Genomic DNA, 20,077 nt, shown 5'->3' with positions numbered 1-20,077 from the left:
GAACAGCGGAATATGAACCACCTATGGACTCGTGAAACTACGCTATGTGAGCCAAAGGGGAGGCGGGCTATTTGGACTGCAGGTCAACCACCCGCTCTTCTTCAGCATCGTCTTCCGATGACTTGCCGGCATCCTCAGGCGACAAGAACTTCGTCAAGTCGATTGCGCTGGGGTTTAGTCCCGACATGTGCAGAGCAATCTGCGCCTTGACTGCACTTCTGACTCTCAGATCTTCAATCGACGAAACCAACCGGACCGATTCACTGTTCTTCTTGTCAGTCCTAAGTCTGTCATACAGTTCTGTTGCCCTTTGGCGAGTCGCAGACGCCTGCCTAAAGAACAAGAAGGCAACCGCGTCAATGGTCGCTCCTGGAAGGATTTTCGCCGTCGTAGACAGCTGGTCGATGTCAATGTTCATGCCTTGATAAATGATAAGCGTGAATCCGATTGATGCTGCTACAACACTGAACCAGAACTGGACCTTAGCCTGATCAAGTGCCTGCTCGTGATATCCGTTGATTAGATTCTCGACAGCATCGTACGATTCCGTCCTCGTGGGAATTGCCTGAGAGAATGTAACTGCTATCTCCTCTAGCTTCCTGTTGAATTCGTCAAGCTGAAGGCCAGAAGGGATCTTCTCAAGCAGCCTCTCAACGGAACCTGCTCGGGATTTGGATTCTTCCGTTCTGACTAGATCTGCAAGTTGCGTGATCTCCTCTGACTTCCTCCTCTGGATGTCCCTCTGCCGTCGAAAGATGTATTGCGAAGCCAAAGCCGCGAACACGGTTGCCAAGGCGCCGATCACGGAAACAAATACTTCGTATTCCATCGCGTTTCCCCTTATCTCGAATTAATCGCATAGTTCGTTGAATACTGTTGTCCTCTACTCCTCATGCGCTCAACGCAGCTGAGGCTATCTCAACAAAATATAAATCGCGCAACTCAGCAATGCAACAGGAATTCAGTCCGTAGGTCGAAAGCCTCGCGCTTTCGACAATTCATGTGCTGCATAAATGCGGGATGTCGAATCCGCAAGGGATTCAACCTACAATATCATTACTAATTAGCTTCTTGGTTCGCGTCCTATCTGTTTTGCGTAGACAAGAGCCAGCGAGCGATAGATCATATGCGCGAATTTCGAATACGGCATATACCAAAGAAGAAAGTACACAAAAACCAAATGCAGAAAATATGCTGTGTATGCAGGCATCGCTAAGCCGGAGAGCCTGATCAGCCACGACAGCATGCCAGTGACGCCGACCAGGAAGATCGTCCACAGGAACAGATTATCAGCATATCCGCTCGCGCCTACCTTCTCCTTGTCCGACCATCTTCGTACGATCAGCATTCCCCCGCCGATCGTCATGAGGACTCCGCTGACAGCGCCAAGAATCTTGACCGGATGAGAGATGTCGAGAGGCAAATGGAAGAACGACTCGAACTGCTCGAGACCGAGCATATTCAGATAATATGGTATGAAGATGAAGATGAATACGCACCCGGTGGTAATCATCGCGCCGCCGAATCCAGCAAAGAGAATAATGTGTGCCCAACTCCGAGACTTGTTCGTCTCGCATTCAAAGAACCGTGCATGGCTGAATATTTCTTTGAGAGCCTGCACCATTCCGGAAACGAAGGACATTCGCTGATCCTCTCCCCTGCCCTGAAGACCTCGCCAGAATCGTCGAAAGCCGATTGCTGCCAGTATGAAAATCAGGATATTGCCAATGACGAACAGTGCATCCACCGTGCTGTGCGGCATGAATATGTTGAAATCAATGACAGAGCTGCTGAGAAACAGAAAACTTCCATCAGTAGTTCGAGGAGCCGACAAAAATATGCAGGCAGTGATAATGAGTATCGGAACGAGAAAGAGAATCGGGAGTGCACCGGGATTCGCGAGTGCCTTACCCATGAACGATGGAACAGCAAACTTGCGATAGATGTGAGACCTGATTGCCGCAAGCACATCGCCCGGCCTTGCATTGCGTGGACAGTGAATGCTGCAGTCGTTGCACTGGTAGCAGAGCCAAACATCAGGATCTCTCATGAGTGCATCAGTCATACCCCACTGCGCCTGAATCATCTCCTTGCGCGGAAACGGGTTGTCGGCAGGAGACAGGTTGCAGACAACCGAACAGGTAGCGCACTGATAGCACTTCTTCAGACTATCCCCACCAGCCCTTCGGACTTCACTGATCAGGTCTGTGTCAGGCTCCAGATATTTCGGTTCAGCCATAATTCACTCCCGTGTGGTGCGGGGCGCGGTTATGATGTCGCAGCGCCACCCCTCATGTTTTCACCGGTGAAAATAGTCCGGCCTCGACCTACTGTCAAGAATTTTGCTACTTATTTCACGAAGTCTGTTTGTTATATCGAGCCACTTGGGGTGATTGTTCCATCCTGAGACCGCTCCGACTCTGAATTCGATTTTTCCTGTAATAGCGTATACTCGGTGCAAAATCTGCTTTCGATGACCGAAAAATCGGAGACATATGTTGATCTTGCCCGATTACCCGAATCTAACGAAGTCTGCGATGCTGCCTGCCTCATTGGATCATCAGATTGGGGTCTGCAGGTGTAAGTCTCTCGAATCACTTAAGTTTCAGAAGAATAATTCATCAAATATCTACTCGAAACCCCAAAAAACCTTCAGAATTCCCTTGACAGAGATTGTGAAAAAAGTTACATTCTTGTGGCGAAAACTGATAAGGAAATTAGGATCAAGTTTGTGATGTATTCTACCGATTAGATACAAGTGGCTCTAAGCTTGTCAAAAGCTTGTGAAAAAAAGTGCATTCTCGCCGGTAGAACGATGGCTAATTAATACTAATGTTATAAGACAGTAAAAGGAACATGTCATGGCCAAATCAGATCTGATATCCCCGCACGGAAGTGATAAGCTGAAGATCCTCATGCTTGACGGTGAGGACAGGAAAAAAGAGCTCAAGAGAGCGGAAGGTTTTCCTAAGCTTGAGATGACGACTCGCGAAACCGGCGACCTGATTATGCTCGGTATCGGAGGCTTCACTCCCTTAGAGGGATTCATGGGAGAGAAGGACTGGAAAGGCGTTTGCGCCGATATGAAGATGAGCAGTGGGCTCTTCTGGCCGATCCCGATCACACTCTCTCACGACGAGAAACTCGCCCCCGGAACTGAGATCTGCCTTGTTTCGGGTGAAACCAAGGAGATCATGGGTACGATGAAGGTTACGGAATCGTACCAGATCGACAAGGACTTCGAGTGCAAGCATGTATTCAAAACAACTGATGATCAGCATCCCGGCGTCCAGATGGTGAAAGCCCAGAAGGCATGGAATATTGCCGGTCCGGTGAAAGTCCTCTCTGAGAGCTATTTTGTCAAAGAGTTCGCCGATGTCTATCAGCGCCCAGCCGAAAGCCGCGCGATTTTTGCGGAAAAGGGCTGGAAGACCGTCGCAGCGTTGCAGCTTCGCAATCCGATGCACCGTTCACACGAATACCTTGCGAAGATAGCCTGCGAGGTTTCAGACGGAATCTATATTCATCAACTCGTGGGCAAACTGAAACCAGGCGACATCCCAGCGGATGTTCGCGTCGACTGCATAAATACTCTCGTCGAGAATTACTTCGTAAAGGATCGCGTTGTTACAGGTGGTTATCCACTTGATATGCGTTATGCCGGACCGCGCGAAGGCCTTTTGCATGCGCTCTTCCGCCAGAATTTCGGCTGCACACACATGATCATCGGCCGTGATCATGCCGGCGTCGGTGATTACTATGGTCCGTTCGACGCTCAGCAGATATTCTTCGATCTGTGGGATGGTGCGCTCAAATGCAAGATGCTGCCGATCGACTGGACTTTCTGGTGCTACAAATGTGGTGGAATGGTCTCGATGAAGACTTGCCCGCACGGCAAAGAAGACAGACTCTTCCTCTCCGGCACCGCGTTGCGTAAGGCACTTTCGGAAGAGGGCGAAGTCCCGGCGGAATTCAGCCGTCCGGAAATTCTAAGCATTCTGAGAGAGTACTACGCCGGTATCAAAGATGAAGATAAGGTTGAAGTCAAGATGCACGGTCATGCGACCGGTGAAGCAGAAAAGAAGATCAAGAAATAAGAGACTTAACTAAGTCAGTTGCAAGGAGGATTTCTAAATGCCTAGCTTCGTAATTGTCGACAAGTGCGATGGGTGCAAGGCGCTGGACAAGACAGCTTGTCAGCACATTTGTCCCAACGACTTGATGGTGCTGGACAAGGACAAAATGAAAGCCTACAACCAGGCACCCGAGATGTGCTGGGAATGCTACAGCTGCGTCAAGATCTGCCCGGTCCAGGCAGTCGAGGTTCGCGGTTATGCTGATTTTGTCCCAATGGGCGCGACGGTCACCCCGCTGCGTTCCACAGACTCCATCATGTGGACTGTCAAGTTCAGGAACGGTATGCTGAAGAGATTCAAATTCCCGATCCGCACCACTGAGGAAGGTCAAGCGCAACCGGAAGGCGGATTCGCCACCGCTACTGACGACCTGAAGAGCGATTTGCTATGTACAGAGCCTGAGTCATCAGGTATGGCACAGATTCCAAGCGTCAAGTAAGAAAGGAATGGTTATAAGATGGCAGTCTGGGATAAATGGGAAACAGTAGAAATCAATACTGACGTTCTGATTCTCGGTGGTGGTATGGCAGCTTGTGGTGCCGCCACAGAGGCCGCCTACTGGGCAAAGAAGAACGGTCTTAAAGTCACGCTGGTTGACAAAGCGGCAATGGACAGGTCAGGCGCGGTCGCCATGGGACTCTCCGCGATCAACCAGTATGTCGGTGTCAAAGATGGTCAGAACACCATCAAAGATTACGTCGATTATGTTAGAAACGATCTTATGGGTATCACCCGCGAAGATCTCGTGGCGAGCATTGCGCGCCACGTCGACTCGACAGTTCATCTGTTCGAGAAGTGGGGTTTGCCGATCTGGACAGACGCCGACGGCAACTATGTTCACGAAGGACGCTGGCAGCTCATGATCAACGGTGAATCCTACAAGGTCATCGTTGCTGAAGCAGCCAAGAACGCTCTCGGCACCGAAAACATCTACGAAAGAGTCTTCGCAACCGAGCCGTTGATGGACGGCGACAAGTGCGTTGGCGCTGTTGGATTCTCGGTCCGTGAAAACAAGTTCTACGTCTTCAAAGCTAAAGCTACGATGGTCGCAATGGGTGGCGCCGTCCACGTCTTCAAGCCGCGTTCGGTCGGCGAAGGCCTCGGCCGCTCCTGGTATCCGCCGTTCAACTCCGGTGCAAGCGCATACTTCACCCTCCGCGCCGGTGCAGAAATGACCTGTCAGGAAGTCAGGTTCATCCCTGTACGTTTCAAGGACGCCTATGGTCCGGTCGGTGCGTGGTTCCTGCTTTTCAAGTCGCGTGCAACAAATGCGACCGGCGGCAACTACATGATCGAGCGCAAGGACGAGCTGGCAAAATGGCAGCCATACGGTGCGGTCAAGCCGGTTCCGGCCAACCTGCGCAACTGGCTCATGATGCTGGACGTTATGGACGGCAAAGGCCCGATCTATATGAGAACAGAGGAAGCAATTGAGAATCTGTCCAAAGCGGTTCCCGATGAAAAAGAGCGCAAGAAAAAACTGAAAGAGCTCGAATCGGAAGCCTGGGAAGACTTCCTGGATATGACGATCTCACAGGCGATTCTCTGGGCAGCGAGCAATATTGCTCCTGAAGAGAGACCGTCTGAAATCGCAGCCTGTGAGCCATACTTCATCGGGTCGCACTCCGGCGCCTCCGGTGCCTGGGTCTCAGGTCCCGAAGATATTGCTCCGAAGGAATACTTCTGGGGTTACACGAACATGACCACCGTAAAGGGTATGTTCGCAGCCGGTGACGCCTCTGGCGCATCAAGCCACAAGTTCTCTTCCGGCTCCTGCACTGAAGGCAGAATCGCAGGCAAGGCCGCGGTTGCCTACGCAAAAGACAACGCAGCAGCGCCAAAAGTCGATGCAGCGATGGTCGAAGAACTCAAGAAGAAGATCCTTGCCCCGCTCGACAGGTTCGAGGAATTCAAGAACTACACCTCAGACCCTGATGTCAACCCGAACTACATCAAGCCGAAATCGTTCATGTTCCGTCTGCAGAAGATTATGGACGAATATGCAGGTGGTGTAAGCGTCCACTTCAAGACTAGCAAAGAGAACCTCGAGAAAGGTCTCGAACTGCTCGACTTCCTGCGGGAAGATGCGGAGAAGTTGGGTGCCGAGGGATACCACGAACTGATGCGCTGCTGGGAGAATGTCCACCGCATGTGGCAGGCCGAAGCGCACATTCGCACTATCCTGTTCCGTGAAGAGACACGTTGGCCGGGATATTACTTCCGGTCAGACTGTCCGGAAATGAAGAAAGACTGGGAAGTGTTTGCGAATTGCACCTGGCATCCGACTACAAACAAGTGGGAGATGAACAAGCGGGACATCCACCACATATACTAATCTCCTCTGGAGATAGTGTTCGTTAATTGATTGAGTCCTCCAGGTTCATTCCTGGAGGACTCTCATTTTGTGGAAGGCAGTTTCGGCTTGACAATTCGTCAATTTAGGCGATATAGAGAAGCGTTATTGGGACTGGAACATTTGGATTGGAGTGAAGTTAAGAGATAACATGGAAGATGACAAAACAACATGCCCGCATTGCGGAGTGAAGATGCTCAAATGGGCCGCTCCCGCCGAAACAAGCTGGGGATCGGACATACAATACGTCTGTTTCAACGACGACTGTCCCTATTACGTCAAAGGATGGGAGTGGATGAAAGGTCATTACGAGCAGAATGTATCGTATCGCCACAAATATAATCCACAGACCGGAGAATTGGGTCCAATACCTGTCTGGTCTTCCGAGGCGCTCAGGAACTGCATTGTCGAATAACATACAGGTGGTCGAATGAAAGAAATAGAAAATCTCAAGAAGGCTATCCTGGATGAGTATCCTCGACTGGCCCAAGACAGTTCGTTCACTTTCCGCTGCCACAAAGGTGTTTCCTGCTTCAATGACTGCTGCGGGGACGTTAACATCTTTCTGACGCCATACGATATCATCAGGCTGAAGAATCGCCTCGGCATCGCTTCCGGTGAACTCATTGCTAAGCATACTATCTCACCATTTGATGAGAATCTGCGATACCCCGTAGTCATGCTGAAGATGCAGGACAACGAGAAGAAATCCTGCCCCTTTGTATCAGAACAAGGCTGCACCGTTTATGAAGATCGACCATGGTCGTGCCGCATGTATCCTCTTGGGCTCGCCTCCCCGAAAGACGGTAGCGATGAACTCGACAAAGAGTTCTACTTCCTATTACAGGAAGGTGTCTGCAAGGGATTTCAGGAGAAGAGGAAACAGACTGTCTCGGACTGGATCAAGGATCAGGGTATCGCCGAGTACAACGAACTCGGAGATCTGTTCAAAGATATCGCTTTGCATGAGGGACTGCAGAAAGATGGCGGCATGACTCCCGAGAAGATCGAAATGTTCTTCATGGTGGCATATGACATCGACAAGTTCCACAATTTCATATTCAAGAGTACGTTCTTAGATAAGTTTGAAGTCGATGATGAGACGCGGCAGAAAATCGAGAAAGACGATGTCGAGCTGCTGAAGTTCGGATTCAACTGGCTCAGGTTTTCGCTATTCGGCGAGAAGACTATGACCGTCAAGCAGGATGTCCTGCACGCCAAGCAGAGCGAACTTGAAGCCAAGATGAGCCAGAAGAAAACAGAATAGACTCAGTCGACTGACATATCGACATCTCAACGGCCGGACTTCCGGCCGTTATTCATATACAGACTCGAGTATAGCACGAATAGAACAAGCGGCGCGAGAACATCGCGCCGCCTATTAATATTCAATCTACGCCGTTGTCGGCAAGCTATTTGATCTTGACTCTTTCGGGGTTAATCAGCCTGCGTGGCGCTTTGGCTGAGAGATACATCAGCACATCTGCGTTGGGTATCGTATCTCCCCTGTGCAGCCAAATACGATCATCCCAGTCACCTTCGCCGTCAATATCCCACCAACCGATAGGCTCTCCATCCTCAAGCGTGTTATCTTCGTCTATGTCATCCCACGCTGTGATTATCGCCTGGACACTGTCCAACTCTTCAGGATCAAACTGAATAATGTAGTCGCCTGTCGCTGGATCACCAAGCCATCCGGTCCCCCGGTAGACAACGATGTACTCTGATTCCGAGGTATCGAGGAAGACTATCGGCCTTGTCATTGCTCCCCCTCCTTCAAGCGACGTCGCTCCCTCTATCCGAATCGAATCCCAAACCGATTGAATCTCCGCGAACACCGCAGTAGTCGTCCAATCCTGCGTCATGACAAGCGTATCAGGGTTCTTGCTGCCCGTGTGACCGCCGGTCCATTCGTCGAATTCCCAGCCGGGGTCAGGAACCGCGGAAATTTCAACTTCCGTGTTAGGCAGATACTCTGATGCATTAGGATCTTTGTACACAGATCCGTTCCCGACAGCAAACAAATTTAGCGCATACATGGTGAGTTTAAGTGTGGCAGTGGCAGTGGCTGTACCACCCGCCGGCACATTCACTGTACTGTCCCAGTCGTCATATTCGGCCTTGGACAACGTAATCGTATGGCTATCGGCATCGATGTTTGTAAATGTTGCCGGGGTCGTATCGGTTTTGGCAGTTCCATCAAGAGTGATTGCGGCGCCACTCGGCGTTGACGAGATCGTCAGAGTGCCGGTCGTCACAGGCGGCGGACTGGTTCCGCCATTGTCATCTGAGCAGCCGGCGTAGATCACCATTAACAGCACGGCAATCCATGCAAGCGGCAGAATAGATTTGCGGACAGTTGTCATCATTCCCTCCTTATATAGTTAATACTTTATCTTCACTGGTATTCTGTACTTGTCGACTGGACGAATATATGAAAATTCAAGATGCCCAGTCAAGTTTCTAATCCATATTCTCTATCATTGGTGCCAAACACGTGACATCATCTCTATCGGACTATTTTTCAAGGACTTTTGGCAATTTCCCGGACAACTTCACTGATAATCCTGGTCTCGAATTCTCTCTTCTCCGAATTGAAATGTCTGAACGGTGAATCGTCCCGTCGCAACCGATCCAATCCGTCGGACGGTATCTCATATCCCATTGACGCTATCGTCAAGATGGCATGGCCTCGTATCGACGGATCGGGATCATCAAGTGATTTCGAGAGAGCGCTGACAGGCAAAGCAAAACTGCCGGGATGCAGGCCAGCTATCCGGTGTAAAGCCCGATGAACACCTTTCTCGAAAGGTTCTTCCTTCAGAAATGAGAAGAGCATCTTGGAATATTCGCTGATCAGAACCGGAACATTCGCGAGAATCTCACCTATCGCTTCCGGCGCATACCAACAGATACTTCCAGATTCGTCGTTCATCGTCCAAAAAAGTCGCCTGAGGAGATTTCGGATTCGTGAAAGCTTGCGCCTTGCCACAATCGCAGATGCCCGGCCAAGCGCGTCCGCAGCTCTGAAACAGACAAGTTCATCTCTGTCGTACAGCAGTGAGACGAGTACACGCAGCAACTTCGGGTCCCTTTCGGCCCAAGCGGTCAAACTTTCGACGTCATCTGATTCGAGCATCTCGCGGGCTTCTGCCCTATCTCGGCGCAAGCGCGAATCAATCTGCGTGAATTCCGGGTCAGTCAATGTTTACCTTGCATGGTGATAGATCAAGTTTAACAAGCTCTCTATCCTCAAGCATTCAATATAGTCCTGAAAATCTCTGTCAACTCAGCTCCAGAAAATCTCTTCTCAGCCGATCTCCTGCCGGATTCGCGAAGCTTTGAGAGCCTTTCTCGATCGGTCAGCAGGCTCTTGAGCGCGGAGTATAGCGCGTCCGCATCGCGCGGCTGTACCAGAATGCCGTCGCGACCGTCTTCGGCTATCATATCCGTAATGCCGCCTGAATCAGCACCGACACCCGCGCAGCCACAGAGCATCGCCTCCTGCAACATGAGTCCGAATCCTTCATGTTCAGACACAAGAGCAGCAATCTCTGACTTTCGGTAGATGCCTGCAAGTTCAGCCTGAGGAACTGGATTATGTATGCGGACATGATCTGAGAGGTCCAGGTCTTGGATCAACTGAAGGAGCTTCTGGCGTTCCGGGCCGTCACCGTAAACAGCCATGTCAAATTCGATTCCGTCGTCTCTGAGTCTTGCGCCGGCACGAATGAGCTTATCGAGGTGCTTTTGAGCAGTCAGACGCGATGCAGACAAAATACTCCCATGCACAGCCTGTAGTTCAGGATCAAAGAAAAACACCTCATCGTCGACGGGCATCGGAGCAACACTGATCTTCTGTTCTACACCATCGACACTACTCTCCATAATGCCAACTAACTGATTCTTCAGGAAGTTCGATACGACAGTAATTCGATCAGCGGCACTGAATATCTTTTTTGCTAATGGTTTCAACCATGAGAATTTGTTGAGCAGAAATATATCCGTGCCGTGGCATGTAACCACAAGCGGAACATCCAGAACGCCCTTACTCTTCAGGCCCGCCCATCCTCCGGGAATCCACCAATGCGCCCAAATCGCATCAAAAGGACTGCCTGCGACATCGCCCCTTGCCGCCTTGCTATAAGAACGCAAGAATCTCAGCACTCCAATAGGATTCGACTTGACGCGGGTATGCATCTCACCTCTGTATGCAATATTCTCCCGATCATCGGATGCGTAGCGAAATCGGCGAACTGTGATACCGTCCATCTCCTCGATGTCCGGCAGACCTTTGTCGTGGGGCGCTACAACGGTGAAATCGAATGAATCCGTTAGTGACAGAAGTAAGTGTCGCAGAAAGACTCCTGAGACATCGCCGGAAAATCTGGGGAAATTGTGAGTGAGGACGAGGACCGATTTCCGCTCAGTTCTGAGGCCTGTCACTGCTCTCTTGCGCTCTCTTCCTGCCCTTGTCAGTGGCCTGCATCTGCTTCCTCAGTCTCGAAATAGACTCCGCAAGACTATCGATCTTTCCAGTCTGCTTTTTTAATTCGGCGATCTCATCCTGTACGTAGATCAGCGATTCCGCTACGAATCCGAGCCCGACAGACGCAAGTCCCGACATTGCAAGCAGCATCACAAGATAGAGAAGCGGACGGTACCCCTCACTGAGAATCACCCTGAAATAGATGGCGACTACGCCGACCGCGAATGCCGCCACAATCAACAGAATCCCGAGCGATCCGAAGAAGAGCATCGGTTTTCGCATGAACGATATTCGATACTTCACAGAAAAGAGATCAGTAAGACCGATCGGTATCCTCAACATCCCGAATTTTGTTTTGCCGTGGAGACGTGGATAGAGTTGCACCCTGACTTCGCCCACCTTGAATCCTCGATCAGCCGCCATTACGACAAGATACCTGTGCCATCCCTCGCGCAGATTCGGCATCTCCTGATACACTTCCCTCCGAAATGCCTTCACCGAGTTGAGATCGTGCACGCCGACTCTAAACAGCACTCTGGAAAGCAGATTGTAGAAGAAAGAGACGAAGCGTTTCATGCCGTATCGGCCTTTTTTCCAGCCGCATACTACGTCGTATCCATCATCTATCTTCGCTACCATCCTGGGGATATCTTCGGGCATATATTGCAGATCAGCGGGCCAGAAGGCGAGTATACTACCCCTCGCGGCATTAAAGCCTGTTTCGAGCGCCGCCGTCAGCCCCTGGTTTCGCTTGTGAGAGAGTACCCGAAGAAACCGGTGTCGATGCGCTTCCTGCTGCGCGTACTGCAGAGTCTGATCGTCGGAGCCGTCATCGACAATAATGACCTCAGCCGGAAGTCTCGTATTTCGCATCATTTCCGCAAACTTCTCGATGAGCGGCTTGATATTCTCGGCTTCGTTGTATGCCGGAACTACAATCGAGATACGATTAGAAAAGCGGGGACGTCTTGGAGGATATTGGCGCATTTAAATCCCATCCATACTTTGTTTCAGTCAGAAATGCCTGAGAATGCAGTTCTTGCAAAACTCAAAACAGGCTCCCACTCCGGGAAAGTCGTAAATCAACTTCTACTGTGAAATCAACCGCTCGATTCAGATACCTGACAATCACTGTGCTACGGCAATCTCGCGCATCAGAAACCAATCGGTCAATATAGTATGTCAAGATACATATTCGCTTACTTCTGTCAAGGGGTCAATTTCAAGTGATCCACCAAATGAGAAATCGATACGATTCCGTTACCGCGAACGAATCCTGCAGCACCCGCTTTGATGCTCCACTTGACTATGCTGGGAGTAGCAATGTCGCACGATTCGAAGATATCCGGAGAGTCAAGCAATCCAAACTTGCAGCCGGAATAAACAACGGAACCTCTGTTAAGCAGGATCATATCATCGCAAATTGAGAACAGAAAGTCTGTGTCATGCGATATGATGATCTGTGTCGCGCCCTGCTTTCCAATATCACTCATAGTCTTCTTGAAGCTCTCTGTCGAAGCAATATCAAGCTCGGCGGTAGGCTCATCGTATATAACTAAAGGTCGTTTCATAGCAATCACCAACGCAAGCGCCACTTTTCTCATCTCACCGCCGGAGAGATGATACGGCGACCTCAATTTGTAATCGTCGCATGTAAGTCCGACCAGTGCAAGAGCTTCATCGACCCGCTTATCGATCTCAGATTCCGGGAGCGCCATCTGTTGCAACCCGAATGCAACCTCGTCAAGCACTGTGCTGCAGAAGAACTGCCTTTCCGGAAACTGAAACAGATATGAGACTTTGGTCAGTAGATCTTCGGTGGCAATATCCTCCCCGTTCCACAGAATCCTGCCGCTGGCTGGAGCCGCAAGTCCACTCAGAATGTAACCTAGTGTGGTCTTGCCGCCGCCTGATTCGGCAGCCATGCCGATTATGCGATTGCCACCGACAGAAAGGTCGAGATTATCAAATACGACGTTGCCACCTTCCCATGAAAACGCCAGGTCGCACACTTCAATAAGTGCTTTGCTTGTGACAGATTCAGCCGTCACAGAATCCGATTGGGTTGAGCTTCGCCATCTCGTCACCGGTGGGAGAGCATCGAGCAGAATCTCGTCAGGAATCGCAATATTCCACTTGCGGCAGCTATCGGCATCTGAAAAAACGTCCGTCGGATTGCCATCCGCGACGATTGCGCCTTCGCTGAGCACGATTAGGCGAGGAAACCTAAGCGCCTCGGAAGATGACTGTGTGATGACGAGAGTGACTAGTTCCCTGTTTTTCTCGCGAGTTTCCATGAGAGCTTCATCCACAGATGCTTTGCCGGGGGAATCGAGATGCGAAGAGGGCTCATCGAGGATCAGAATGCCCGGTCCGGCTATCATTGCCGACGCCAGAGCTAATCTCTGCTTTTCGCCACCCGACAACTCATTAGGCGCGCTCTTTCGACGGTCGAGAAAGCGAGTCCATTGCAGGCTCTTGTCGACGGCACTCCGCATAGAATCTGGCGGCCATTGGCGGCATTCAAGCGGAAATGCCAGCTCACGCTCGATTGAAATCGAGACAATTTGATTGTCAGGATTCTGCAGCACCAGTCCGGACCTGTCTGCGTCACTGCCACCGAGTACAACATTGCCGGAAGAAGGCTGCATCAGCCCGGCAGCAATTAACGCGAGCGTTGTCTTTCCGCTGCCATTGCCGCCCATCACAGCCACAGACTCACCCGGCCCGATTTCGAATGAGATATCCTTCAATGCGGGAATCGAATCGGGAGCATAAGCGAAACTTACATTCTCAAACTTCAGCACGGATCAAATGTAATCAATGATACAGGATTGCTCAAACAGTTTGTGAAGAAGATGCTGAGGACTTTCTCCTACCCATGATGAGCCCAACTGCGAGGAATATGCCAATTGCGTATAGCGTAATGCCAAATGATAGCTTTGTGTACACATCCCAAGTGATTGTGGTCTTTGGAACCGAGTCTGCGGGATTGGCTGGATCATAATGAATCGCAATCTTGCTGCCGACCGGGTGATCGTGCGTGAGCGAGCGAGAGACATCGTAGCGCTTTCGCTTGCCACCGAATCCCGGCGCACCGAGAGTCGTTGTGTCGGTGTAGATGACTCCGGCCACTGTGTAGCTGTATGCGATCTGCGGGCGATATGTCTGGTCGTGAGCGATATCAGATTCGATGACCGTCCCTTCTGTCACCGGCCAGCGTCTTTCAGCAAGAACATGCCCCATACTGGCAGATGAGGCGAGAACCAGAGCGACACCGGCGATTAGCGAGCTTGCTATAATGATCTTAAGAGCGAGACTGCTACTTGCGCGCAGCAAACGGCGACTGAGCAGGAAGGAGAGGACGGCTGCTACGATCGTTGACACAAGAAGAGTCAGGGCAGTGAGCATGTCACATCCCCCAGAGAATGACATTCTATCGACTGAATCTGGACTTGCTCAATACTCCCACACAACATCCAGCTCCGTGGCTGCCTTGCGTTCGTCGAGACGCCCGACCGGTGTGTTGTGGGGCGCGGTGCGGAGCATTTCCGGATCTTCATCCACCTCGCGGTCTATCTGCAGCATGATCTCGGCGAACCTGTCAAGTACTTCCCTCGTCTCGGTGTCGGTCGGTTCGATCATGATCGCTTCCGGAACAATCAGCGGGAAATAGCATGTCGGCGCATGAACGCCGAAATCAAGCAGCCTCTTGGCTATGTCGGCAGTCCTGACACCGCGTTTCTTCTGTCTGTTGCCGGAAAGCACGAACTCATGCATGCAGTGCTGCGGATGCGGCAAATCGTACTTCTCTTTCAGCTGCTCTTTGAGGTAGTTCGCATTGACAATCGCCGACTCGGCGACCTCACGCAGACCTTCGGCACCGTTGGAAAGTATATAAGTACACGCCCTTACGATCACGCCGAAATTGCCGTAAAAGGCATGAAGCTTCCCTATAGAATCGGGGCGGTTGTAGTTGAGATAGTATTTGCCTGCGCCATCGTCGGATTTCTTCGACACAACAGGGTACGGCAGGAACGGCTCCAGCTTCTCTGTCACGCCGACGGGTCCCGATCCGGGACCGCCGCCGCCGTGCGGAGTCGAAAATGTCTTGTGCAGATTGAAATGGACTATGTCGAATCCGAGGTCACCGGGACGAACAATACCGAGCTGCGCGTTCAAGTTGGCGCCGTCCATATAGAGCAATGCGCCTGCATCATGCACGATCTTTGCAATTTCTTCCACACTCTTCTCGAACAATCCCAGTGTGTTTGGGTTCGTCAGCATCACTGCTGCGGTATCTTCATCCACGACTTCCGCGAGTGCTTGCGGGGAAAGCGTGCCATCTTCCGACGACTTGACCTGTTTCACCTGGTAACCCGCAAGAACGACCGATGCCGGATTGGTGCCGTGAGCAGAATCGGGCAGCACAACATATTTGCGCTTATTGCCATTCTTAATATGATACTTGCGCGCAATCAGCATTCCGCAGAATTCACCCTGAGCTCCCGCGGCCGGCTGCAATGTGACCGCATGCATTCCAGCAATCTCTGCGAGATACGATGCCGTTGCGTGGAGCAGTTCAAGAGCGCCTGCTACTGTGTGATTCAACTGGAGCGGATGCACAGATGCAAATCCGGGGTATCGGGCGGTGCGCTCATTTACTTTCGGATTGTACTTCATAGTGCACGACCCGAGTGGATAGAAACCCTTGTCGATATGATGATTCTTTACCGACATTCCGACAAAATGCCGCATTATTTCATTCTCTGAGACTTCGGGCAGATTCGGCGCGCTGTCCCTAAGGAAGCGCTTGTCTATCAGAATATCGAGCGGCTGAGTCTCGACATCGACGGCAGGAAGTGTATATCCTTTCCGACCGGGATGTGATTTCTCAAAGATGTTCCTGCCGTCTGTTGAGTATACGTTCGTCTTCAGTTCTTCCCTTCTTTGATCTTCACTATCTGCTCGTCGACCCATTCGAGGTCTTCAGATTCGGGAAATTCCTTCTTGAAAGCCTCGAAAGCTTTGATGGCTTTCTTCTTTTCGCCCGCTTTCATGAGTGTATAAGGGACATAGACATTGGCTTCTTCAAACAACTCGCTCGCAGGATACTCAGTTTGCATCATCTCGAAATAACCGACAGCATCAGCGTAGTTCTTTGCCTTGAGCTCCATCTGACCGAGTGACAACAAACAGTCATCCGAATAGCCCAGCAGATTCTCTCTGTCGCTGTCGATTATGAAGTTGTAATGCATCTTCGCCACATCGGATTGACTGCGATACTTGTACTTCTCTGCGACTTCCATTCGCAGTGCAGCGCTGTCAGGATAATTGGCTAATCTTGTCAGATAGTCATCAAGTGTATTCCTGTTCTGCATAACATCGAACAACGCCGGAATAAAATCCTCCGGCGGATAAAACCCAACCAGTCGATCTATTTCCGCACCGTTTGGCTTCACAATTACCATCGTTGGATATCCGGTGATTCCATATAACTTCGCAAACTGTGAGTCAACTTCCGCATTGTACTTGCTGAATATAACACTCTTCGAGATTGCGGCAACGGACGGATTCGTGAACGTAACGCTATCCAAGCGTTTGCACCACTTTCACGAATCAGTGTAGAAATCGAGCAGTATCACTCGATTCTCGCTTAGTCCCTGCGCCTGCGCTTCCGAGAAACCGTTAGTCCAGGCAATGACCAATGAGTCTGCGGAATCTTCTTCCGGCATCTGGGCTTGCACGACCGATGCGACAAGCAACAATATTACTGCTGCGATCAGGACAAGTCTGGTCATTGGTTGTCTCCTATTCATCTCCGAGAGTTTGTCTTCGAATCTCTTCCGCGTCTTCATGGTACTCTGGCGGAACGTATATCTCAGCGTCCGCTGCTCTGCTGCCGAATATGCTGACAGTGCCCGGCATTCCTCGTCCATACAATCCGCCTATTATGCGGCAATAATACGGGATCTGCGCGGACTTAAGTGTCTCAATGAGGAATTCTGTGTTAAATCGCGAGTACGACTTACACAGCAGAACCGCAGTATCCAGGTCGACATCTCCATCGGTTGTAACATCGCCCTCGGCAGCCGGATTGCCGACACCGGCATCACCGATGCCCTCTAGATCGTCGAGAACATCCGACCCGCAAAACGGACACGCGGAAACTGTATCATCGAGATCACATTTGCATATTGGACAATGAGGCATATTGCTGCTCCGTATCTATGATCCACTGAATCTTGACAACGCAGAGACGAATCGGTCCAGATCGTCTCTTCTTCTCTTCTCGGTAACTGCAATCAGTAATTCTCGCTTGCGATCGGGGTGAAACCATGCCAGCGGTATGCCGGCAAGGATTCTCTTCGACTCGAGCTCTCTCAGGATATCGAACGCATCCACAGGTGTTGTAACAAGGAATTCATTGAAGAATGAGCCGTGATAACGCATGCTGAATCCGTCGATCTCCGATATCTTTCGAGCGAGGTAATGGGCGTTCTGCACACAGAGTTCACCGACCTCGACGATCCCCGATTTTCCCAGGAGGCTGAGATACACGGCATTCGCAAGGGCGCATAATGCCTGATTCGTACAGATGTTCGATGTCGCTTTGTCTCGGCGAATGTGCTGCTCACGAGTCTGCAGCGTCAGCGTGTATCCAGTTCGACCTTCGACGTCTGTCGTCCTGGCGACAAGCCTTCCCGGAAGCTTGCGGATGAATTCCTTCCGCGCAGCGAAAAGACCGACTCCAGGACCGCCATAGGAGATTGAATTACCGAGATGCTGGGCCTCACCGACGCAGATATCCACATTAAACTCGCCAGGCGGTTTCAGCAATCCAAGCGAAATCGGATTGCAGACACTGACCAGGAGAGCATTCCCGAGCCGGGACTTAAGTCCATCGAGATCTTCGATTAGACCATAGAAATTCGGTGTCTGAACCACCAGACAAGCAACCGAATCGTCGATCAAACTGTCAAGCGCAGCTCGGTCAATTACACCATCGACATCCGGCACCGGAGCGAGCTCGGCATCAATTCCGAATGTATAAGTGCGAATAACTTCAAGGTAGAGTGGGTTTAGACCTCGAGAATAGAGGACTTTCTTTCGGTTAGTGTGACCAACAGCCAACAAAACCGCCTCCGCGGAGGCCGAGGCACCATCATACATCGATGCATTGACAACATCCATCCCCGTCAGACGAGCGAACATGCTCTGGAACTCATAGATCGATTGCAGCGTCCCCTGCGAAACCTCAGCCTGATACGGAGTGTACGCAGTTGCGAATTCCGGGCGAGAGATTATGGCATCTACCGCAGCCGGAGAGAAATGATCATAGCTGCCACCGCCAAGATATACGTCGCAATCGTCAGAATTGATATTCCTGCCCGCGAGAGTCGCCATGTACCGACAGACTTCCCACTCCGACATCGCGGGAGGAAGGTCCAGTTTCTTCGTCAGTCTCAGATGTTTCGGAATCGCGGAGAGAAGTTCCTCGAATGATCCAATGCCTATATCGCGGAGCATCGCATCGCGTTCATCCCTGTTGCACGGCACATATGACATTCTACGCTCCGACCATCTCCTTGTATGCATTCGCATCCATCAGATCGTCAAGTTCACTCATGTCGGAAGCAGCCACCTTGACCATCCAGCCATCCTCGAACGGCGACTGATTTACGAGTGCCGGATCGCTTTCCAGAAGCTCGTTGATCTCGACAACTTCACCAGACACCGGGCTGTACAGATCAGAAACAGCCTTGACCGCCTCGATTGTTCCAAATGCATCGCCCTGCTCTAAATGTTTGCCGATCTCGGGCAGTTCGACGAAAACAACATCACCGAGTTCTCCCTGAGCGTATGCCGTGATGCCGATGATGACCATGTCGTCCTCGACGCGTACCCACTCATGATCCCTGGAGTATTTCAAATCACTGGGAGTTTCCATCATTCCTCCGAAAATTATTTTGGTCCTTCGATCTCCACTGTTCCGGGCTTAATCGCGGCAGTCTCGCCTGCCATGAATTTTTCAACAAATGTCGTATCGTATATCCCATTCTGAAAAGTCGGGTCTGCGAATACTCTCTTATGAAATCCTATAGTCGTAGCCACACCTTCGATCACAAACTCCTCCAGCGCTCTCTGCATCCGCATCATAGCGTCGGCGCGATTCTTACCGTGCGTGATGAGCTTGGCAATCATCGAATCATAGAAAGCTGGAATGACATACTTGGCATACGCATGAGTATCTACTCTTATCCCAAGTCCTCCCGGCACATGGAATGAGGTTATCTGTCCGGGAGATGGCTTGAAATCCCGATCAGGATCTTCGGCGTTAATGCGGCATTCCATCGAATGCCCCCGAATCTTCACATCCGACTGAGTCATTTCGAGCGGAAGCCCTGATGCTATTCTCAGCTGCTCGCGCACGAGATCGATGTCCGTCACTTCTTCCGTTACAGGATGTTCGACTTGTATCCGAGTGTTCATCTCCATGAAATAGAAGCTGCCATCGGTGTCGAGAAGAAACTCGATTGTTCCAGCATTCTGATAGCCGGCACGCTCGGCGCCTCTAACAGCCAACTCACCAATCTTCGCCCTCATCTCAGCCGTCAACGCCGGCGAAGGTGATTCCTCTATCAGTTTCTGATGACGCCTCTGGACAGTGCAATCCCGTTCGCCAAGATGAATCACGTTTCCGTGCTCATCGGCAAGTATCTGAACCTCGATATGACGTGGATTGGTGACATACTTCTCGATATAGACTTCCGAATTCTTGAAAGCAACCTCAGCTTCCATGCGAGCTGTTCTGAACGCAGCCTGCATGTCCTGCGCATTTGCAGCGACTCTCATGCCGCGTCCGCCGCCACCTGCAGAAGCTTTGATGATCACCGGATAGCCGATTCCATCTGCGATACGAATGGCATCATCCACAGACTCAACTACACCCTCCGAACCGGGAACAACAGGCACACCCGCCTCTTTCATCAATCGCTTGGCGGCAGACTTGTCTCCCATTCTTCGGATAACATCAGATGGCGGACCGATGAATTTGATTTCACAGGATGCAGAGATGTCGGCAAAGTCGGCGTTCTC

The 20,077-nt window shown here is 51.0% G+C and carries 20 protein-coding genes; 5 read left to right on the top strand and 15 right to left on the bottom strand.

What is annotated here, in order from left to right:
• Positions 1-67: 67 nt before the first annotated feature.
• Both KKH67_15915 and qmoC read right to left on the bottom strand, forming a co-directional pair.
• Positions 68-829 carry a hypothetical protein gene (locus KKH67_15915; protein MBU1320663.1) on the bottom strand — a complete coding sequence of 254 codons (762 nt, stop codon included), beginning with the start codon at positions 827-829 and terminating at the stop codon, positions 68-70.
• 234 nt (positions 830-1,063) lie between these two features.
• A complete protein-coding gene (gene qmoC, locus KKH67_15910; GenBank protein MBU1320662.1) occupies positions 1,064-2,239 on the bottom strand; it encodes a quinone-interacting membrane-bound oxidoreductase complex subunit QmoC in 1,176 nt (391 codons plus the stop codon).
• Between the two features lie 622 nt (positions 2,240-2,861).
• Between qmoC and sat the strand changes: the two genes are divergently transcribed.
• The 5 genes from sat to KKH67_15885 all read left to right on the top strand — a co-directional run bounded on the left by sat (position 2,862) and on the right by KKH67_15885 (position 7,756).
• Positions 2,862-4,097: a sulfate adenylyltransferase gene (sat, locus tag KKH67_15905; protein ID MBU1320661.1), complete on the top strand. Its 1,236-nt coding sequence runs from the start codon at positions 2,862-2,864 to the stop codon at positions 4,095-4,097.
• Positions 4,098-4,134: 37 nt separating this feature from the next.
• Entirely contained in the window at positions 4,135-4,575 is a 441-nt protein-coding gene (aprB, locus tag KKH67_15900; GenBank protein ID MBU1320660.1) for an adenylyl-sulfate reductase subunit beta, read from the top strand.
• Between the two features lie 18 nt (positions 4,576-4,593).
• Positions 4,594-6,471: an adenylyl-sulfate reductase subunit alpha gene (gene aprA / locus KKH67_15895; GenBank protein MBU1320659.1), complete on the top strand. Its 1,878-nt coding sequence runs from the start codon at positions 4,594-4,596 to the stop codon at positions 6,469-6,471.
• A 169-nt stretch (positions 6,472-6,640) separates the two neighbouring features.
• Entirely contained in the window at positions 6,641-6,904 is a 264-nt protein-coding gene (locus KKH67_15890) for an ogr/Delta-like zinc finger family protein (GenBank protein MBU1320658.1), read from the top strand.
• Positions 6,905-6,919: 15 nt separating this feature from the next.
• On the top strand, positions 6,920-7,756 hold the full coding sequence (locus tag KKH67_15885; GenBank protein MBU1320657.1) for a YkgJ family cysteine cluster protein: 837 nt from the start codon (positions 6,920-6,922) through the stop codon (positions 7,754-7,756).
• Between the two features lie 145 nt (positions 7,757-7,901).
• Here the strand turns inward: KKH67_15885 and KKH67_15880 are convergent, their stop codons facing one another.
• The 13 genes from KKH67_15880 to KKH67_15820 all read right to left on the bottom strand — a co-directional run.
• Entirely contained in the window at positions 7,902-8,855 is a 954-nt protein-coding gene (locus KKH67_15880; protein MBU1320656.1) for a PEGA domain-containing protein, read from the bottom strand.
• Positions 8,856-9,013: 158 nt separating this feature from the next.
• A complete protein-coding gene (locus KKH67_15875) occupies positions 9,014-9,694 on the bottom strand; it encodes a hypothetical protein (protein ID MBU1320655.1) in 681 nt (226 codons plus the stop codon).
• 47 nt (positions 9,695-9,741) lie between these two features.
• Positions 9,742-10,935: a glycosyltransferase gene (locus KKH67_15870; GenBank protein ID MBU1320654.1), complete on the bottom strand. Its 1,194-nt coding sequence runs from the start codon at positions 10,933-10,935 to the stop codon at positions 9,742-9,744.
• Positions 10,916-11,965, bottom strand: coding sequence for a glycosyltransferase family 2 protein (locus KKH67_15865; protein ID MBU1320653.1), 1,050 nt, complete (start codon positions 11,963-11,965; stop codon positions 10,916-10,918). Before KKH67_15865 ends, KKH67_15870 begins: the two co-directional genes overlap by 20 nt.
• Positions 11,966-12,186: 221 nt before the next feature.
• The gene (locus KKH67_15860) at positions 12,187-13,785 is read right to left on the bottom strand and encodes an ATP-binding cassette domain-containing protein (GenBank protein MBU1320652.1); all 1,599 of its coding nucleotides are present in this window, start codon (positions 13,783-13,785) and stop codon (positions 12,187-12,189) included.
• A 31-nt stretch (positions 13,786-13,816) separates the two neighbouring features.
• On the bottom strand, positions 13,817-14,389 hold the full coding sequence (locus KKH67_15855) for a DUF3592 domain-containing protein (protein MBU1320651.1): 573 nt from the start codon (positions 14,387-14,389) through the stop codon (positions 13,817-13,819).
• 48 nt (positions 14,390-14,437) lie between these two features.
• Entirely contained in the window at positions 14,438-15,958 is a 1,521-nt protein-coding gene (gcvPB, locus tag KKH67_15850) for an aminomethyl-transferring glycine dehydrogenase subunit GcvPB (GenBank protein ID MBU1320650.1), read from the bottom strand.
• Positions 15,913-16,575, bottom strand: coding sequence for an outer membrane protein assembly factor BamD (gene bamD / locus KKH67_15845; protein ID MBU1320649.1), 663 nt, complete (start codon positions 16,573-16,575; stop codon positions 15,913-15,915). Before bamD ends, gcvPB begins: the two co-directional genes overlap by 46 nt.
• A 15-nt stretch (positions 16,576-16,590) precedes the next feature.
• Positions 16,591-16,779, bottom strand: coding sequence for a hypothetical protein (locus KKH67_15840; protein MBU1320648.1), 189 nt, complete (start codon positions 16,777-16,779; stop codon positions 16,591-16,593).
• 10 nt (positions 16,780-16,789) lie between these two features.
• Complete coding sequence (locus tag KKH67_15835; protein MBU1320647.1) at positions 16,790-17,191, bottom strand: hypothetical protein; 402 nt, start codon at positions 17,189-17,191, stop codon at positions 16,790-16,792.
• 15 nt (positions 17,192-17,206) lie between these two features.
• Entirely contained in the window at positions 17,207-18,547 is a 1,341-nt protein-coding gene (gene gcvPA / locus KKH67_15830; protein ID MBU1320646.1) for an aminomethyl-transferring glycine dehydrogenase subunit GcvPA, read from the bottom strand.
• A gap of 1 nt (position 18,548) precedes the next feature.
• Positions 18,549-18,929: a glycine cleavage system protein GcvH gene (gene gcvH / locus KKH67_15825; protein ID MBU1320645.1), complete on the bottom strand. Its 381-nt coding sequence runs from the start codon at positions 18,927-18,929 to the stop codon at positions 18,549-18,551.
• A gap of 14 nt (positions 18,930-18,943) precedes the next feature.
• A partial coding sequence (locus KKH67_15820; protein MBU1320644.1) for an ATP-grasp domain-containing protein occupies positions 18,944-20,077 on the bottom strand: 1,134 nt, incomplete at its 5' end.

The organism is Candidatus Zixiibacteriota bacterium (assembly GCA_018820315.1).
Classification (GTDB): Bacteria; Zixibacteria; MSB-5A5; order JAABVY01; family JAHJOQ01; genus JAHJOQ01.
Note: the sequence above shows the minus strand (reverse complement) of the source record. Positions and strands in the feature narration are given on the sequence as shown.

Bases quoted from the DNA above. Each gene is read 5' to 3' on its own strand.
- KKH67_15915 (MBU1320663.1), bottom strand. From the start codon at position 829: ATGGAATACGAAGTATTTGTTTCCGTGATCGGCGCCTTGGCAACCGTG.
- qmoC (MBU1320662.1), bottom strand. From the start codon at position 2,239: ATGGCTGAACCGAAATATCTGGAGCCTGACACAGACCTGATCAGTGAA.
- sat (MBU1320661.1), top strand. From the start codon at position 2,862: ATGGCCAAATCAGATCTGATATCCCCGCACGGAAGTGATAAGCTGAAG.
- aprB (MBU1320660.1), top strand. From the start codon at position 4,135: ATGCCTAGCTTCGTAATTGTCGACAAGTGCGATGGGTGCAAGGCGCTG.
- aprA (MBU1320659.1), top strand. From the start codon at position 4,594: ATGGCAGTCTGGGATAAATGGGAAACAGTAGAAATCAATACTGACGTT.
- KKH67_15890 (MBU1320658.1), top strand. From the start codon at position 6,641: ATGGAAGATGACAAAACAACATGCCCGCATTGCGGAGTGAAGATGCTC.
- KKH67_15885 (MBU1320657.1), top strand. From the start codon at position 6,920: ATGAAAGAAATAGAAAATCTCAAGAAGGCTATCCTGGATGAGTATCCT.
- KKH67_15880 (MBU1320656.1), bottom strand. From the start codon at position 8,855: ATGACAACTGTCCGCAAATCTATTCTGCCGCTTGCATGGATTGCCGTG.
- KKH67_15865 (MBU1320653.1), bottom strand. From the start codon at position 11,965: ATGCGCCAATATCCTCCAAGACGTCCCCGCTTTTCTAATCGTATCTCG.
- KKH67_15855 (MBU1320651.1), bottom strand. From the start codon at position 14,389: ATGCTCACTGCCCTGACTCTTCTTGTGTCAACGATCGTAGCAGCCGTC.
- gcvPB (MBU1320650.1), bottom strand. From the start codon at position 15,958: ATGGGTCGACGAGCAGATAGTGAAGATCAAAGAAGGGAAGAACTGAAG.
- KKH67_15840 (MBU1320648.1), bottom strand. From the start codon at position 16,779: ATGACCAGACTTGTCCTGATCGCAGCAGTAATATTGTTGCTTGTCGCA.
- KKH67_15835 (MBU1320647.1), bottom strand. From the start codon at position 17,191: ATGCCTCATTGTCCAATATGCAAATGTGATCTCGATGATACAGTTTCC.
- gcvPA (MBU1320646.1), bottom strand. From the start codon at position 18,547: ATGTCATATGTGCCGTGCAACAGGGATGAACGCGATGCGATGCTCCGC.
- gcvH (MBU1320645.1), bottom strand. From the start codon at position 18,929: ATGGAAACTCCCAGTGATTTGAAATACTCCAGGGATCATGAGTGGGTA.